This window comes from Streptomyces sp. NEAU-YJ-81 (assembly GCF_017592595.1).
GTDB classification, from domain to species: Bacteria; Actinomycetota; Actinomycetes; order Streptomycetales; family Streptomycetaceae; genus Streptomyces; species Streptomyces hygroscopicus_B.
This window is the reverse complement of sequence record NZ_JAGFNO010000009.1, coordinates 192,129-206,590: the sequence shown is the minus strand read 5'-3', so window position 1 is coordinate 206,590 and position 14,462 is coordinate 192,129. Positions and strand designations below refer to the sequence as shown.

Annotated in this window: 13 protein-coding genes; 5 read left to right on the top strand and 8 right to left on the bottom strand. The window is 74.5% G+C overall.

Going from position 1 to position 14,462, the window contains the following annotated elements; genetic code table 11:
- Window positions 1–2 precede the first annotated feature (2 nt).
- The 3 genes from J5X86_RS21945 to J5X86_RS21935 form a co-directional block, all read right to left on the bottom strand.
- Complete coding sequence (locus J5X86_RS21945; RefSeq protein WP_243981034.1) at window positions 3–1,007, bottom strand: MoxR family ATPase; 1,005 nt, start codon at window positions 1,005–1,007, stop codon at window positions 3–5.
- A 118-nt stretch (window positions 1,008–1,125) separates the two neighbouring features.
- Window positions 1,126–3,300, bottom strand: coding sequence for a trypsin-like peptidase domain-containing protein (locus J5X86_RS21940; protein WP_243981033.1), 2,175 nt, complete (start codon window positions 3,298–3,300; stop codon window positions 1,126–1,128).
- 30 nt (window positions 3,301–3,330) lie between these two features.
- A complete protein-coding gene (locus J5X86_RS21935; RefSeq protein WP_243981032.1) occupies window positions 3,331–3,756 on the bottom strand; it encodes a CU044_2847 family protein in 426 nt (141 codons plus the stop codon).
- 152 nt (window positions 3,757–3,908) lie between these two features.
- On the opposite strand from J5X86_RS21935, the gene J5X86_RS21930 reads away from it, so the two are divergent.
- Together J5X86_RS21930 and J5X86_RS21925 are read left to right on the top strand one after the other, a co-directional pair.
- A complete protein-coding gene (locus J5X86_RS21930; protein WP_208518444.1) occupies window positions 3,909–5,384 on the top strand; it encodes a DNA-3-methyladenine glycosylase 2 family protein in 1,476 nt (491 codons plus the stop codon).
- A gap of 158 nt (window positions 5,385–5,542) precedes the next feature.
- On the top strand, window positions 5,543–6,046 hold the full coding sequence (locus J5X86_RS21925) for a methylated-DNA--[protein]-cysteine S-methyltransferase (protein ID WP_208518443.1): 504 nt from the start codon (window positions 5,543–5,545) through the stop codon (window positions 6,044–6,046).
- 15 nt (window positions 6,047–6,061) lie between these two features.
- Here J5X86_RS21925 and J5X86_RS21920 read toward each other — a convergent pair whose 3' ends face one another.
- Complete coding sequence (locus tag J5X86_RS21920; protein ID WP_208518442.1) at window positions 6,062–6,805, bottom strand: Sir2 family NAD-dependent protein deacetylase; 744 nt, start codon at window positions 6,803–6,805, stop codon at window positions 6,062–6,064.
- Window positions 6,806–6,911: 106 nt separating this feature from the next.
- On the opposite strand from J5X86_RS21920, the gene J5X86_RS21915 reads away from it, so the two are divergent.
- Window positions 6,912–7,718, top strand: a complete 807-nt coding sequence (locus tag J5X86_RS21915; protein WP_243981031.1) for a hypothetical protein — start codon at window positions 6,912–6,914, stop codon at window positions 7,716–7,718.
- Window positions 7,719–7,763: 45 nt separating this feature from the next.
- On the opposite strand, the gene J5X86_RS21910 is transcribed toward J5X86_RS21915, so the two are convergent.
- Entirely contained in the window at window positions 7,764–8,627 is an 864-nt protein-coding gene (locus J5X86_RS21910) for an NAD(P)H-binding protein (RefSeq protein WP_208518441.1), read from the bottom strand.
- 92 nt (window positions 8,628–8,719) lie between these two features.
- On the opposite strand from J5X86_RS21910, the gene J5X86_RS21905 reads away from it, so the two are divergent.
- Window positions 8,720–9,493 (top strand): TetR/AcrR family transcriptional regulator, encoded by a 774-nt coding sequence (locus J5X86_RS21905; protein ID WP_208518440.1) that lies wholly within the window; start codon window positions 8,720–8,722, stop codon window positions 9,491–9,493.
- A 6-nt stretch (window positions 9,494–9,499) separates the two neighbouring features.
- Here the strand turns inward: J5X86_RS21905 and J5X86_RS21900 are convergent, their stop codons facing one another.
- The gene (locus J5X86_RS21900) at window positions 9,500–10,576 is read right to left on the bottom strand and encodes an ADP-ribosylglycohydrolase family protein (protein ID WP_208518439.1); all 1,077 of its coding nucleotides are present in this window, start codon (window positions 10,574–10,576) and stop codon (window positions 9,500–9,502) included.
- Window positions 10,577–10,807: 231 nt separating this feature from the next.
- Between J5X86_RS21900 and J5X86_RS21895 the strand changes: the two genes are divergently transcribed.
- On the top strand, window positions 10,808–11,938 hold the full coding sequence (locus tag J5X86_RS21895) for a glycerate kinase (protein ID WP_208518529.1): 1,131 nt from the start codon (window positions 10,808–10,810) through the stop codon (window positions 11,936–11,938).
- A 1,003-nt stretch (window positions 11,939–12,941) separates the two neighbouring features.
- On the opposite strand, the gene pssA is transcribed toward J5X86_RS21895, so the two are convergent.
- Together pssA and J5X86_RS21885 are read right to left on the bottom strand one after the other, a co-directional pair.
- Entirely contained in the window at window positions 12,942–13,802 is an 861-nt protein-coding gene (pssA, locus tag J5X86_RS21890) for a CDP-diacylglycerol--serine O-phosphatidyltransferase (protein ID WP_185929962.1), read from the bottom strand.
- Entirely contained in the window at window positions 13,789–14,445 is a 657-nt protein-coding gene (locus J5X86_RS21885) for a phosphatidylserine decarboxylase (RefSeq protein WP_078640337.1), read from the bottom strand. Before J5X86_RS21885 ends, pssA begins: the two co-directional genes overlap by 14 nt.
- Window positions 14,446–14,462 lie beyond the last annotated feature (17 nt).

Here is a 14,462-nt window from a genome sequence, read left to right as displayed (position 1 = left end):
CGTTACACCGCCCCGCCCAGCCGGTGCAGCACCGCTTCCAGGAGCCCGTCCGCCGTCACGTCCATGCCGCCCGCCCGCAGGAACACGGCGTTCAGCAGTTGGTCGGTGGCCAGCTCGCGGGCCGCGCGCCGACGGAGGAAGGCGTCCAGCAACTGATCGACCTCCTCCAGCGCGTCGTCCCCCAGATGTGCGGTGACGATCGCCCGCAGCCGCCCCTCGTCGGGGGTGGGCAGCTCCAGCCGTACGCAGCGGCGCAGGAAGGCGGGCGGGAAGTCGCGCTCGCCGTTGCTGGTGATCACCACGACCGGGAACTCCTCGCACACCAGCCGGCCCCGACGCACCGTGGCCCGCTCGCCCGCCCGTGCGGTGAGCACCTCCACCACCGACTGGTCCTCCGGCAGCCGGGCCAGCTCGGGGATCTCGAACTCGCCCTCCTCGAAGACGGTCAGCAGGTCGTTCGGCAGATCGACATCGCCCTTGTCGAGTTCGTCGACGAGCAGCGCCCGGGGGCGTTCGTTCGGCACCAGCGCGGTGCCCAGCGGCCCGAGCCGTACGAAGCTGCCGATGTCGGGCTCGGCCTCGCCACGGTCGCGGGTCAGGGCCGTCTCGCGCAGCCGCCCGATCGCGTCGTAGCGGTAGAGCGCGTCCTGCACGGTGGAACGGCTGTTGACCGGCCAGCGCAGCACCTCGCCCAGCCCCATCTCATGCGCGACCGCCCGCGCGAGCGAGGACTTGCCGGTCCCCGGGCTGCCGGTGACGAGCAGCGGGCGCCGCAGATGGAGGGCGGCGTTGACCACGTCGGCGTGTTCGGGCGAGATGAGATACGGCGCCGGGCCCGCCGGACCGGACGCGGGCGACCCCTGCGCGTTGTCGGGGGCTCCCGTGTCCGGGGCCGTCGGCTCCCCGCCGCCGAAGCGGCGCCACGGCGGGGCGGGTGGCATCTCCACGTGCCGGGGCACGCCGTCCCCCCGGAACAGCCGCCAGTCGTGCCGTTCCCGTGGATTCATCGGGGAACCTCCCTTTCGGTCCGCCTCAGCGGACATCGCGCGCCTCCTGTCGTCATCACGTCCCGCCGTCCCCGCCCAGCACGGCCACCGCGTCCCACGGTCCCTGGGTTTCCCACCGTCACTCCGTCGGGTCCGCGAGGTCCAGCCGTGGCAGCGCCCGTCCGGCGTCGGCCCAGGCGAGCACCGGCCGCCCGCTGTACTCCGCGGGTCTCTGCAGGGTTTTCGTGCGGTAAGTCCTTACCGCTTCGGGCAGTTCACGGGTGCTCACCTCCGCCGCGTGGCGCACGGCCGGGGATCCCGCCTCCCCGCTCCGATCCCACAGCACCACCGGAATGCCCGCGGCGAGACACATCTGCACCACCCCGGTGCGCCGGTGGGCCGCCACATCGATGGTGACCCGGGCGGTGAGCCGCTCCATGACCAGCCCGCACACCGCCTCCGGGTCCGGGGCCGTGGCGTCGTCGATGTGCACGGGCTCCTCGGCGTCCAGCCGGACCCAGCGCTCCCGCCACTGGTCGAGCATGGTGCCGCCGTTCAGCTCGCGCAGCTCGGGGCAGTTGACGACCAGGGGGTACGGAGTGCCGAGCCGCATGGGGAGCACCGCGCCCGGCCCCGCGGCCTTCCAGCGGTCCACGGGCACCTCCAGGGCGTCCCGGTCCACGATCAGTTCGATGACGGGCCGTGGCCCCGAGGGGTCGGGGCGGCGCAGTGAGCCCACGGCGGCGAAGATCTCCTGGGCCACCTCCTCGGCGCCGCGCGGCCGTTCACTGTCGTCCGAGACCTGGCGCAGCCCGTCCCCGTCGTCGCACCACAGCCGCAGCCGGTACCGCTCCGGCTCCTCCCGCGCCGTCGCCGACGTGCCGCCCGATGGAGCCCCGCAGAGGTCCAGCTTCGCCACGACGCGGGGCGCGCAGCCCCGGGAGGCGCTCTGTGCCCACTGCTCGGCCTCGAGGCGGCGTTCGGTCATGGCGGCGTCATGGACGCCGAGGCGGCGGGCGACCGCCGCGTTCCACCGCCGCAGCGGGGTGCGCTGGTCCGCCGGACAGCACCCGGCGGCCACGAACTCCACGGCGCGCAGCAGCCCCGGCACGGCCATGACCCCGTCGTCGATCGGCGAGCTGTCGCCGTGCAGCCCCTCCAGATGGGCGATCAGAGCCTCGAACCGTCCGCCGGGGCCGGTGCCGTTCCTGCCCTCATCACAGTGGCCGCCGTCGCCGCCATGTCCGCCGTCACCGCCCGTGAGCAGCGCCGCGGGCAGGGCCGCCAGCGGCAGCGCCGCCCGTACGGCCCCGGGGACACCGGCCGCGGCGGCCGTGGGCAGGGCGCGCAGCAGGACCAGCAGCCGCTCGTGCTCAGCCGGCGAGAGCAGCTTGGGCAGACCGCAACGGCGTCCGATCGCGAGGAGGTCGTCGGCCGCCGTGCCCGCCGTGCCGCGCACCGCCTCGACCAGCGCGGGCAGGGCACGCCCCCGGGTGAGCAGCAGATGGGCGAACTCGTCGGCGGAGGGCACGCCGTCCGCGCGATGGTCGAGGCCGCACTGCCGGGCGACCGTCCGGCAGGAGCGTATCCAGCCCTCGGACCGCGGCAGCGGCCCGTCCAGCAGGGAGACGAGCTCCGCGTAGCCCGGGTGGTCGCGTACGTCCTCCTCGGGCTGCCGGGGCAGCAGATGGCCCGCCCCGGCGTCGTGCAGCTCCCGCGCCACGCGCTGCCAGGGGATTCCCCAGGCGCGGCGCAGCGTCCCCTGGATGCGGAGCTTCGCCGTCACGAGCCCGACGACGGCGCCCTCCTCGTTGGACCACAACGGGCCGCCGCTGTAGGCGGGTTCGATGTCCAGGGCACGCTCGGCGCCGTCGAAGTAGCCGAACCGCCCGTCGCATTCGCTCACTTCGGCATCGGCGAAGACCCCTGGCTCACCGCTGCCGTGCCAGGCCCGTACGAGCTGCCGCTGGGCCATCGGGTGCCAGCGCGGCGGCTCGATCGCGGGCGGCAGGGCCGCGGACAGCCGCAGTACGGCGAGGTCGCCGTTCCACTCGAAGGCGCCCAGGCCGCCGTCGTCGGTCCGGGGCGGTATCCAGACCGCCAGCTCGGCCTCGGCCTCGACGGTGTGCTCCGGTCCGTGGAGCCGTACGGGAACGGCGATCGGGCCCGGGTGATCCGGGGCCAGCCTGTCCTTTCCGAGGGCGCTGTTGACCACATGAGCGCAGGTCAGCAGATGGCGGCGGGGCAGCAGGACGCCCGCACCCGCCGGTCTTCCGTCGGCCTTGGAGAGAATGGATACGGCGGGCCGTGACAAGGACCCGTGCGCGTGGAACCACCCCATGGCTCAGGCCGAGGAGCCGGGCCGGGACGGCTGTGGCGGCTGCGGTGGCACCGTCGGCTCGGGCTGCTCCGACGGCCTCCAGGTGGCCGAGAGCGTCAAGTTGGCGTTCCCATTGGCGCCCACGATGCCGAGTTTGAGGTCCTGGCCGACCTGGACCCCGAACTGCACGGTGAACTCCTGGGGCGGATGGGGAGTCGAGCGGACGGCGTCGTGCACATCCTCCAGCACCGACCCCAGCCCTTGGAGGATGACGCTCAGACTGGCGTTGGCGAGCGTGACCGCGGCCTGCGCACCACGCCCCACCGGGGTCACGCCACCGACGCCGCCGTACGCGTCCTCGAGAGAGGCGTCCCCTACGGGAGCCAGTTCCAGCCGTACGGTGGTGCCGTTCGCCAGGGGTATCTCACGGTGTTCCGTCACATTCCTCATCATGCCGATCATCAGGCCCCCGGTCTGCCCCTTCGCACCAAACACCGCCGGAACGGGGACATGGCGCGGGCCGACACGGGCGGGCGCCGCCCGGTGAGGTCAATGTCGCATTCCCGCGAGAACGGACCCGCCCGCTGACGGATGCTGGACCCATGCACACCGACACCGACCGCTGTCTCCGCGCCGCACAGGCGAAGGACGCCCGCTTCGACGGGTGGTTCTTCGTCGCCGTCGTGACCACCGGGATCTACTGCCGGCCGAGCTGTCCGGTCGTCGGGCCCAAGGCCGAGAACATGCGGTTCTACCCCAGCGCCGCGGCCGCCCAGCAGGCTGGGTTCCGGGCCTGCAAGCGGTGCCGTCCGGACGCCAGCCCCGGGTCGCCGCAGTGGAACGAGCGCGCCGACCTCGTCGCGCGGGCCATGCGGCTGATCGCCGACGGCGTGGTGGACCGGGACGGGGTGCCGGGCCTGGCGGCCCGGCTGGGATACAGCACCCGGCAGGTCGAGCGGCAGTTGCTCGCCGAGCTCGGCGCGGGCCCGCTCGCGCTGGCCAGGGCGCAGCGGGCGCAGACCGCGCGGCTGCTCATCGAGACCAGCGCGCTCCCGATGGCGGACATCGCCTTCGCGGCCGGGTTCGCCAGCGTCCGCGCGTTCAACGAGACCGTACGGGAGGTCTTCGCGCTCTCCCCGACCGAGCTGCGGCAGCGGGCCACCCGCGGGCCGCGGACCAGCGTGCCGGGGGCGCTCACGCTGCGGCTGCCGTTCCGGGCGCCGCTGTGCCCGGACAACCTCTTCGGTCACCTGGCCGCCACCGGCGTCCCCGGGGTCGAGGAGTGGCGCGACGGCGCCTACCGGCGGACGCTGCGGCTGCCGTACGGGCCCGGGGTGGTCACCCTGAGCCCGCGGCCGGACCACATCGCCTGCCAGCTCTCGCTGGCCGACCTCCGCGACCTGGCCGGGGCGATCAGCCGCTGCCGGCGGCTGCTCGACCTCGACGCGGACCCGGCCGCCGTGGACGACCTGCTGCGTACGGACCTCCAACTGGCGCCGCTGGTCGACAAGGCCCCGGGGCGGCGGGTGCCGCGCGCGGTGGACGCGGACGAGTTCGCGGTGCGCGCCGTGCTCGGCCAGCAGGTGTCCACGGCCGCCGCCCGCACCCACGCCGGGCGCCTGGTGGCGGCGCACGGCGAGCAGGTGGAGGACCCGGCGGGCGGCCTGACCCACCTCTTCCCGTCCGTCCAGGCCCTCGCCGGCCTGGACCCCGAGACGCTGGCCATGCCCCGCACCCGCCGCGCCACCCTCACGGGGCTGGTCGGCGCGCTCGCCGAGGGCCGGGTCGCACTCGGCGTCGGCAGCGACTGGGACGACGCCCGCGCGGCCCTGGGCACGCTGCCGGGGCTCGGCCCCTGGACCGTAGAGGTGATCGCGATGCGCGCCCTCGGCGACCCGGACGCCTTCGTCCCGACCGACCTCGGGGTGCGGCGCGCCGCCGCCGAACTGGGGCTGCCCGTCACGCCCGGCGCCCTCACCCGCCACTCGGCGCGCTGGCGCCCCTGGCGCGCGTACGCCGTCCAGTACCTCTGGGCGACGGACGCCGCCCACGCCATCAACCGCCTGCCCGCGGCGTGACCGTTTGTGGGCAATCGTCCTGTGGGGCTGGACGGGTGGGCACAAACCGGCCACCGGCCCGCACCCGGCAACGAAACGGCGGCCCGCTACACCGCTAAGCCGCCGGACCCGCACCGCATCGCACCGCACCCAACACACCAGAGCCGCCGAGGAACCTCGTGAATCGCAGCCACACCACCATCGACAGTCCCTACGGCCCCCTCACCCTCGTGGCCACCGGCACCGACCTGTCCGGCCTCTACATGGTCGAGCAGCGCCACCGCCCACCCGAGGAGACCTTCGGTGCGCCCGGCGACCCGGCCGACACCCCCTTCGCCGAGACCGTCCGCCAGCTCACGGCCTACTTCGCGGGCGAGTTGACCGCGTTCGACCTGCCGCTGCACCTGGACGGCACGCCGTTCCAGCGCCGCGTCTGGGCCGAGCTGCGGGCCATCCCGTACGGCGAGACCTGGTCGTACGGCCGGCTGGCCGACCGCATCGGCCAGCCGACCGCCTCCCGCGCGGTGGGCCTGGCCAACGGCAAGAACCCGGTCGGCATCATCGTCCCCTGCCACCGCGTCGTCGGCTCCAGCGGCAGCCTCACCGGCTACGGCGGCGGCCTGGACCGCAAGCGGCGGCTGCTGGAGTTCGAGGCGCGGCAAGAACTGCCCGGCCTCTTCTGAAGCTGAAGGCAGAGATCAGCCCGCGGCGATGCGGTCCAGCAGGGCGGGCAGCGCCGTGCTGATGGGCTCGCGGACGACCTCGTCCGCGAGCTCGTCGTACGGCGTCGGCTCGGCGTTGACGATGATCAGCCGGGCGCCGTGCTCGGCGGCCAGCCCGGCGAGCGAGGCCGCGGGCTGGACCTGGAGGCTGGTGCCGACGGCGATGAAGATCTCGCACGCCTGCGCCACCGCGACCGCCTCGGTCAGCACCTCCGGATCGAGGCTCTCCCCGAACATCACCGTGGCCGACTTCAGGATCCCGCCGCAGTCCTGGCACGCCGGATCCGGCTCACCCGCCGCGACCCGCTCCAGCGCCTCCTCCATCCCGGACCGCGCCTCGCAGTGGGTGCACAGCACGGCCCGCGCGGTGCCGTGCAGTTCGAGCACCTTGCGCGCGGGCATCCCGGCGATCTGGTGCAGCCCGTCCACGTTCTGGGTGATCACCCGCACCGGCACCCCCGAGCGCTCCAGCCGGGTGACGGCCTCGTGCGCCCCGTTGGGCCGGGCGCGCAGCGTCTCGCTGTCGCGCCGCATCTGCCAGGAGCGGCGCCGGATCTCCGGGTCGGTCATGTAGTACTCGTACGTCACGAGCTTCTCGGCCTCGGGGTCACGCCGCCAAAGCCCCTGCGGACCGCGGTAGTCGGGGATCCCGGAGTCGGTGGAGATGCCCGCCCCGCTCAGGATCGCCACCAGCGGCCGGTGCGTTGTCTCGCTGCTCATGCGGCGAGCGTACGCACGCCGCACGGCCGACGGCGAGCGCGTTTCCCCGGCCGGGTAGAGTCCGCCCGGCACCGGGACGGACGCGGCGGACGGGGAGAGTGGGGGAATGGCGCGTTTCCTGTGGCTGACCAGCCACGACGCACAGGAGGACGAGGCGCGGGAAGGCCATGCGCAGGAGGGCCAGGCCCAGGAAACCCACGCTCAGGAGGCCCATGCCCCGGAGGCTCATGCCCCGGTGGCTCATGCCCCGGTGGCCCATGCCCAGGACGGCGGCGTCCCCTGGGCGATACGGATCTCCGACGGCCCCGCCCGCCGCGGCCGCACCAGCCGCCCGCTGGCCTTCCCCGAGCGACGGAACCCACCCGGCGGCGGCCTCCCCGAATACCGTGCCGCCCGTAAGGAGGGCATCCGCGCGTTCACCCTCTGGGCCGACCCCCAACGCGGGCAGGTGTTCGCGCAGGTGGTCACCAAGTCGGCCACCAGGGGCGGCCCGTCCGCCTATGAAGTCCTGGGCGCCGCCGGTGAACCCCTGGCCCTCGTCACCCGCCGCCCGGCGATGAAGGGCGGTCTCCGCACCCGCTGGACCGTCCAGCAGACCGGCTCCCGGCCCGCCGTCGGCTTCAAGGGGCGGCCCGTCTGGTGGGGCGTGTGGTGGCTGTCCCTGCCCCTTCAACTGCTGATCGTGATCGGCAGCATCCTCAACGGCGGCGGCGACCCCGCCCGTACCCCGCGCCGCACCCGATGGCGGCTGGACCGCCGGATCGTCCTCGACTTCCACAGCGGCCCCGGAACCGCCTTCGAGCTCACGGTCGTGGCGGACTGGTGGGACGACCGCGTGACCGCCTCCCTGGTCGCCCTCCTCGACAGCCACGGCGGCTGGCTGGGCAGCGAATGGGACACCGCCGAGCGCTGACGTCCGGGGAGGCGGGGGCGAGCGGGCCAGGTTTCGTTCGACACGTCACCGGGGCGGCGCGACAGCCGACTTCAGGTAGTCCTCCAGGCGCACCGTGGGTCGGCCGAGCAGTTCGGCGAGCGTGGGGTCGACCGGTGCGAAGTCGCCCCGGCGGCTGGCGGCGAAGAGGCCGACGAGGAGGTCGGCCGCCGACTCGGGCGCGCCATGGGTGACCAACTGCGCGCGGTAGTCGTCGTCGGAGACGACCACCCGGCGGATCGGGCGGCCCGTCACCCGTGTGAGGATCTCCGCGATACCGGCCATGTCGATGACCGCGGGGCCGGTGAGCGCGGGGCTCAGGCCGTCCAGGGCCTCGTCGGTGAGGGCGAGGACCGCCGCGTCGGCGAGGTCGGCATGGGCGGTCCAGGCGACCGGGCCGTCCTCGGGCACGGCCAGGACGCCCGTCTCGAGCGCGGCCCTGACCAGCTCCAGGGCGGATGAGGCGTAGAAGCCGTTGCGCAGCGAGGTGAAGGGGACACCGGACCGCCGCAGCGCCTCCTCGGTGGCGGCGTGGTCGGGCATCGGGTGGAAGGGGGAGGACGGGTTCGCGCCCATGTGGCTCGTGTAGAGGATCCGCTTGGCCCCGGCCGCCGCCGCGGCGTCGATGGCCGTGCGGTGGCCGCGGACGGCGGCCTCGCCCGTGGTGCCCGTCGAGACGATCAGGACCTGCGAGGCGCCCTCGAAGGCGTGGGGGAGGGTTTCCGGGTCGTCGAAGTCGCCCCGGCGGACGCGCACGCCCTGCGCGCCGAGGTCCCGTGCCGCCTCCACGTCGCGCACGCTGACGCCGATCTCCCCGGCGGGGACGCGCTTCAGCAGCCGCTCGGCGACCATCCGGCCGAGCTGGCCATTGGCTCCGGTAACGATGATCATGGCGATCTCTCCTCGCTGTTTCCAGTGATATCGCCGTCAACGTATCATCGGAAACGAATGACCGCTAACGCGATTCTGTTATCGTCGGAAGCATGGAGAGCGAGGACGTCACCACGGCGGACGGGAGCCACGACGGGACCCATGACGCGAACCGCGACCGAGACGGACATCGCGAACGCATCGTCACGGCCGCCGCCCGGCTGCTGTCCGAAGGCGGGCCCGACGCCGTCTCGACCCGGGCGGTGAGTTCCGCCGCCGGGGTGCAGCCGCCGACCATCTACCGGCTCTTCGGCGACAAGCAGGGTCTGCTCGACGCGGTCGTCGCCTACGGCTTCACGGAGTACCTGAGCAGCAAGACCGCCGAGGAACCCACCGATGACCCGGTCGAGGACCTGCGCGCCGGCTGGGATCTGCACATCGGCCTCGGCCTGGCCAACCCGGCGCTGTACTCGCTGATGTACGGCGGGCACCGCCCCGGGGTCTCCTCGCCGGCCTCCGTCGCCGCCTTCGAGATGCTCGCCCGGCTCATCCGGCGCATCGCCGAGGCGGGGCGGCTCGCCATCCCCGAGGAGCGCGCCGCGGCCCTCGTCCACGCGGCGGGCTGCGGTACGACGCTCACGCTCATCGCCACGCCCGAGGACCGCCGCGATCCGGAGCTGTCCCGCACCGCCCGCGAGGCGGCCATCGCGGCGATCACCACGGACGCCCCCGCGGCCGCCGAACCCGGTCCCGTCGCGGCAGCCGTCACCCTCCGCGCCGCACTGCCCCGCACCGACGCCCTGACCGCGTCCGAACGCGGCCTCCTGCGGGAGTGGCTGGACCGGATCGCCGATCCGGCCGGCCCACACCGCCATCGGGCCGGCTGAAACCGCCTAGCGCTCCGCCGCGACCGCCAGCCGGTGCGTACGGGCCGCCAGGTCGCTGATGCGGGCGCCGTCGAAGCCGAAGACGGCGCTGCGCACCCGGTCCTCCAGCGGCTCGGTCCACTGCGGCGGGATGGCCGCCGCGCCGCACAGCACGCCCGCGACCGACCCGGCCGTGGCGCCGTTGGAGTCGGTGTCCAGGCCGCCGCGCACCGTCAGGGCGATCGTCGTCGTGAAGTCGCCCGCGCCGTAGAGCAGTCCGGCCGTAAGAACGGCGGCGTTGGGGACCACATGGATCCAGGGCAGCCCGGCGGTCTCCCGCTCCAGCTGGGCGAGCGCGTCCGCCCACGCCACGCCCGCGTCGTGCAGGGACGCGGCCCGGCGCACCGTACGGGCCAGTCGGCAGCGCGGCGGGATCCGGTCCAGGGCGCTCGCGACGGCGGCACGCGGACCGTCCGCCGTGAACGCGGCCGCGATCAGCGCGGCCGCCCACATCGCCCCGTACACCCCGTTGCCGGTGTGGGAGAGGACGGCGTCCCGGCGGGCCATCGCGGCGGCCCGGTGCGGATCGCCGGGGTTGACCCAGCCGTGGACGTCGGCGCGGATCAGGGCGCCGATCCACTCCTGGTAGGGGTTGTCGAGGGTCGCGCTGAGCGGCGGCTTCACCCCGGCCGTGAGGTTGCGGTAGGCGGCCCGCTCGGCGGTGAAGGTCTGCAGATACGGCAGCCGCAGCAGCCACACCTCGCCGACCTGCTCGGTGGTGAAGCCGGGGCCGTGGGTCTCCAGCAGGTGCAGGCCGAGGACGGAGTAGTCCACGTCGTCGTCGCGGCAGCTGCCGTGGATCCGGCCGCGGACGCAACTCTGCCACTCGGGGCGCAGCGCGAACTCCACCGGGTCGGGCGGCGGCTCCAGGGCGGGGAGGTAGTCGGTCAGCGGCAGGGCGTCGGCGCGGCGCAGATACCGGTCGATGCGGTTGCGGGTCCAGTGTTCGCCGTTTTCGATGGGCTTGCCGAGCATGTTCCCGGCGATCCGGCCGAGCCAGCCGCCGTGGATCCGGTCCGCGAGTGCGCTCCCGCTGAGGGCCATGGGTCAGGTGTACCCATATGAGGTGGGTGTACCGGTGAGCCCGCGCCGGATAGGGTCACAGCGGCGCGACCGCCTGTGCGAATGCGAGGAGTTACCAAGGTGACGGACGCTTCGACGGAGACTTCGGGCGCTACGGAGACTTCAGACGCTACGCACGACGCTTCGAAGGCAGCGGCCGCCACAGAGACCAAGACGTGGGCGGAGGGGCAGGCGACGCCCCCGAAGCGCGTACTGATCGCCGCGGACAAGTTCAAGGGCTCGCTCACGGCGGTGGAGGTCGCCGAGCACGTCACGGCGGGGCTGCGCCGCGGCGCGCCCCAAGGCGGCGAGGGGCTGCGGATCGCGGCGCTGCCCGTCGCCGACGGCGGGGACGGCACGGTGGACGCGGCGGTCGCGGCCGGGTTCGAACGGCGCGAGGCGCGGGTCACCGGGCCACTGGGCGCGCCGGTGACGGCGGCGTACGCGCTGCGCGGGACCACGGCCGTGGTGGAGATGGCCGAGGCGTCCGGGCTGCGCCATCTGCCGGCCGGAGTGTTCGCGCCGCTCACCGCGACCACCTACGGCAGCGGCGAGTTGCTGCGCGCGGCGCTCGACGCGGGCGCCCGCACGATCGTCTTCGGCGTCGGCGGCAGCGCCACGACGGACGGCGGCGCGGGGATGCTCAGCGCGCTCGGCGCGCGCTTCCTGCGCGACGACGGTACGCCCGTGGCGCCGGGCGGGGGCCCGCTGCGCGACCTCGCCACGGCCGATCTGTCCGGCCTCGACCCGCGCCTGGCCGACACCGAGACCGTCCTGGCCAGCGATGTCGACAACCCCCTGACCGGCCCGAAGGGCGCGGCGGCGGTCTACGGCCCGCAGAAGGGCGCGGGCGAGGACGATGTGGCGGCCCTGGACGCCGCCCTCGCCCACTACGTACGCGTCCTGGAGCGCGCGGTCGGGGCCACGGCCGCCGAGTACGCCCTCGCGCCCGGCGCGGGCGCGGCGGGCGGCATCGGCTTCGGCGCGCTCGTCGGCCTGGGCGCGGCCTTCCGCCCCGGCATCGAGGTGATGCTCGACGTCCTCGGCTTCCCCGCCGCGCTGGAGGGCGCGGACCTGGTGATCACGGGGGAGGGCTCGCTGGACGAACAGACCCTGCACGGAAAGGCCCCGGCGGGCGTCGCGGCGGCGGCCCGGGCGCGGGGCATCGAGGTGGTCGCGGTCTGCGGCCGTCTGGCCCTCGCCCCGGTGGCCCTGGGCAACGCGGGCATCCGCCGCGCCTACCCCCTCACCGACCTGGAGCCGGACCCGGCCCGCTGCATCGCCGAGGCCGGCCCCCTCCTGGAACGCGCGGCAGAACGCCTGGCGACGGACTTCCTGACCTGACGCCGCACGGCCCCACCGGGCTGTTCCCCACCCCGCCCCTTCCCGAACCCGGGGCTGCGCCCCGGGCCCCCACCGGGGTTGTGCCCTGGGCCCCAGCGGGGCTGCGTCCCCGGAGGCCCGCCTGGGGCTGTGCCCCTGGCCTCGCTCTGGGGGCTGGGCCCTGTACCGGCTCTGGCCGTAGCTGCCGGGCCCGCGTCCCGGCCCTGTGATGCCCTCGGCCCATGAGCCCGGCGCCCGGCCGGGGCGCGGGCTGGCCCGGAGCGCGCGGCCGGATGCCCGGCGGGGGCTGTTCCCCACCCCGCCCCTTCCCGAACCGGGGGCAAGCCCCCGGCCCCCAGCGGGGCCGTGCCCCGGACCCCCACGGGGGCTGTGTTCCCGGGCCTCGGCTGGGGCCGTGCCCTGGACCCGTACCGGGGTCGTGCCCTCGGGTCTCCACCGGGGCTGTGCCCCCGGGCCCGCTCTCGGGGGCTGCGCTTTGGGGCTTGGGCCCACCCTGCACGGCGTGCACGGCGGGTGTCGCGGCGGCGGGGCGTGCGTGGGGTATCGGCGCTGGGGACCCCTCGGGCCCGGGTCGGGCCTCCCAGCCGGGCCTGAGGCGCGGCTGCAGAGCGCAGGCCCTGGAGCGAGGGCGAGGGCGAGGGCGGGGGCACGGACGCGGCAAGGCGGCGGGGCCTGCTCCGATGGGGGCCAGGGGCGCAGCCCCGGGGGTCCGAGGGCTTGCCCCCGGGTTCGGGAAGGGGCGGGGTGGGGAACAGCCCCCGGCAGGCGCGGCGGACGCGGGGTGGGGAACAGCCCCGGCAGACGCGGCGGACGCCCGCGCCGCGCAGGCCGCCGCCGCGAGCGCCACGCACCCGCCGACCACGGCCCCCGGGCCGCGCCTGGCCACCCCGGCCTCGAGCCTCAAGCTCCCGCCGCGGGACGCAACGCACCGGGAACGGCGAATGGGGTGGGCCCGAGCGCAATGCTCGGGCCCACCCCATCCGGCAGGTGCGGCCGAAGGCCGCTACGGCAGCTGCGCTGCCCTCGCCTCGCGGCGGTTGTCGCGGAAGGCGTTCACCCGGCGGGCCGTGGCGAAGAGGGGGATCACCGCGCCCATGACGACCTGCAAGGCGCAGGCCGACTGGAGCAGCAGCTCGCCGCCGGGGGCCTCGAAGGCCCAGGCCGCCAGCAGCGCCATGCTGGTGACGATCCAGCCGAGCATGGCCACCGCGAGCCGACCGCGCGGCTTAGGGTACTCCACCCGGCTCACCATCAGCCAGGCGACGCCGATGATCGCGAGCAGCGTCGGCACGAACGGCAGGCCCAGCAGGACCACCGAGACCACCGTCAGGGCGCCGAAGGGGCTCGGCATGCCCTGGAAGACGCCGTCACGCAGCGTGACACAGGAGAATCTGGCAAGCCGTAGCACCACCGCCAGGAGCACCACGATCGCGCCCACCACTGAGACCCGCTGATACGCGTCGTCGGAGACCATGCCCCAGACGAGGACGAAGTACGCGGGGGCCAGGCCGAAGCTGATCAGGTCGGAGAGGTTGTCCAGCTCCGCGCCCATCGCCGAGCTGCGCAGCTTCCGCGCGACCAGTCCGTCGAAGAGGTCGAAGACGGAGGCGAGCAGCATCAGCATCACGGCCGACGCCGCGCTGTGCCGGGTCATCCCGCCGTCCTCGCTGCCCGTGAGGTGCGGGATGAGGACGCCGGTGGTGGTGAAGTAGACCGCCAGGAAGCCACAGGTGGCGTTGCCCAGGGTCAGCGTGTCGGCTATCGACAGTCGCGTCGACAGCGGCATGTCGTCCGTCTCGTCGACGGCGTCCACCTCGGCCTCGGGGACCCAGGCGGCCTGTGTGTCGGGATCAATCACGGTCAAGGCGTGTCACCCCCGCGGTGGTGGCCTGGCCGACCTCGACCGCGACATCGACACCCTCGGGAAGGTAGATGTCGACGCGCGAGCCGAAGCGGATGAGACCGATCCGCTCACCCTGTTCGACCTTCGTGCCCTGTGGCACATAGGGCACGATACGCCGGGCGACCGCACCGGCGATCTGGACCATCTCGATGTCGCCGAGCTCGGTGTCGAAGTGCCAGACGACCCGCTCGTTGTTCTCGCTCTCCTTGTTGAACGCGGGAACGAAGCCGCCGGGGATGTGCTCCACGGAGGTCACCGTGCCAGCCAGCGGGGCGCGGTTGACGTGGACATTGAGCGGGCTCATGAAGATGGCGACGCGGGTGCGCCCGTCCTTCCACGGCATGATGCTCTGCACCACACCGTCGGCCGGAGAGATCACGCGGCCTTGCGTGATCTCTCTCTCGGGGTCGCGGAAGAACCACAGCATGCCCGCCGCGAGCGCGGTGGCGGGCACGGCGACCGCCGTCCAGCGTCCGGAGCGGCGGGCCCGAGCAAGACTGACCGCCGCGGTGGCGACGGTCGGGAGGAGCCACGGCGATGCTCCGCGCGCGAGGCGTACACCGACCGGGCTGTCGCGTTGTGCAGAGGATTGGCTGTGGGGCATGGATGACCTTCGTAGCG

Coding starts and splice junctions, on each gene's coding strand:
- J5X86_RS21945 (WP_243981034.1), bottom strand. CDS start 1,007: ATGAATCCACGGGAACGGCACGACTGGCGGCTGTTCCGGGGGGACGGC.
- J5X86_RS21935 (WP_243981032.1), bottom strand. CDS start 3,756: ATGAGGAATGTGACGGAACACCGTGAGATACCCCTGGCGAACGGCACC.
- J5X86_RS21930 (WP_208518444.1), top strand. CDS start 3,909: ATGCACACCGACACCGACCGCTGTCTCCGCGCCGCACAGGCGAAGGAC.
- J5X86_RS21920 (WP_208518442.1), bottom strand. CDS start 6,805: ATGAGCAGCGAGACAACGCACCGGCCGCTGGTGGCGATCCTGAGCGGG.
- J5X86_RS21915 (WP_243981031.1), top strand. CDS start 6,912: ATGGCGCGTTTCCTGTGGCTGACCAGCCACGACGCACAGGAGGACGAG.
- J5X86_RS21910 (WP_208518441.1), bottom strand. CDS start 8,627: ATGATCATCGTTACCGGAGCCAATGGCCAGCTCGGCCGGATGGTCGCC.
- J5X86_RS21905 (WP_208518440.1), top strand. CDS start 8,720: ATGGAGAGCGAGGACGTCACCACGGCGGACGGGAGCCACGACGGGACC.
- J5X86_RS21900 (WP_208518439.1), bottom strand. CDS start 10,576: ATGGCCCTCAGCGGGAGCGCACTCGCGGACCGGATCCACGGCGGCTGG.
- J5X86_RS21885 (WP_078640337.1), bottom strand. CDS start 14,445: ATGCCCCACAGCCAATCCTCTGCACAACGCGACAGCCCGGTCGGTGTA.